The sequence below is a fragment of the Haloferax profundi genome, from assembly GCF_001469865.1.
GTDB classification, from domain to species: domain Archaea; phylum Halobacteriota; class Halobacteria; order Halobacteriales; family Haloferacaceae; genus Haloferax; species Haloferax profundi.
Genome location: NZ_LOPV01000352.1, coordinates 1 through 1,159, shown reverse-complemented (window position 1 = coordinate 1,159; position 1,159 = coordinate 1). Strand labels below are relative to the sequence as shown.

2 protein-coding genes are annotated in these 1,159 nt (G+C 52.9%); both read left to right on the top strand.

What is annotated here, in order from left to right; translation table 11 throughout:
- A partial coding sequence (locus tag AUR66_RS20695) for a formyltransferase family protein (RefSeq protein ID WP_269432588.1) occupies positions 1 to 644 on the top strand: 644 nt, incomplete at its 5' end.
- A gap of 61 nt (positions 645 to 705) precedes the next feature.
- On the top strand, positions 706 to 1,159 hold a 454-nt coding region (locus AUR66_RS13055; protein WP_269432587.1), incomplete at its 3' end, for an NAD(P)-dependent oxidoreductase.

Genomic DNA, 1,159 nt, shown 5'->3' with positions numbered 1-1,159 from the left:
ATGAATTTGCAACAGACGACGATCGTGCAGACGTAGAGGTCGTTATTGGAAATCACTCAGACCTTCAGCGATTTGCAGAACAGTACGGCGTACCATTTCATGATATTGGTGACGACGGTGGAAATCCTGACGAAGAGGCTCTGTTAAATTTACTCGACAGATACGACATCGACCTCGTCACTCTCGCTCGATATATTCAAATTCTCAGCCCTGAGGTAGTATTCCGTTATCCCGGTCGAATTATCAACGTTCATCCAAGCCTTCTGCCGGCGTTCCCGGGTGCTGCCGCGTATTCACAGGCCCTCAATGAGGGGGTTCGAATCACCGGTGTGACGGCTCACTACGTCACCCCCGATTTGGATCAGGGGCCAATCATCACCCAGCGGGCGTTCAATATCCCAAACGGTGCCTCGGAAGAGGTAGTACGAGACAAAGGACAACCTCTTGAAGCGGATGCCCTTGTCGACGCCCTGCATCTTCATCTGGATGGCAAACTCACGGTAGATGCAGAAACGGCGGAAGCCCGGGATACTGACAATCGACAACTCGGACTCCCAGATAAAATCGACTGGCTGAACCCGAATCACCCGACAGACAAGTCTACGTCCCGTGTTCGACAGCCCGTTCATCTCACGAAGAGGTAGTGAGAACGAGCTTCCGTATCGAGGCGATATGCTCAAGTGAAACTACAGGGACAGTAGATGTATGAAGCGAGCAATCGTGGATAGAGATATCACCCCCACAGACGAATTACTTGACGGTATCCCGGATTCATGGGATGTGTCAGTTGGAATCGATAGCGACCCAAAGGCAGTAGAAGATGAAATCAGCGACGCCAACGTCGCGTTCGTCACCTCCCGAGTCCCGCTCAGCCGATCAATTATCGAGCGAGCAGAGGAGCTCGAAATCATCGCGAAGCTTGGCACTGGCGTAGACAGTATCGACCGGACTGCAGCAGCAGAACGAGATATTCCAGTCACGCACACACCCGGATACAACGCGCTCTCAGTAGCTGAACACACGGTCTGTCTCATGCTCGCGACTTTGCATCGGCTCACGGAAGCTCGGAGTCTGATAAATGCGGGAGACTGGCGTGATGAATTCACACTGGCGACTCAACTGACTGGTTCGACGGTCGGAATCGTCGGCTTCGGAGACA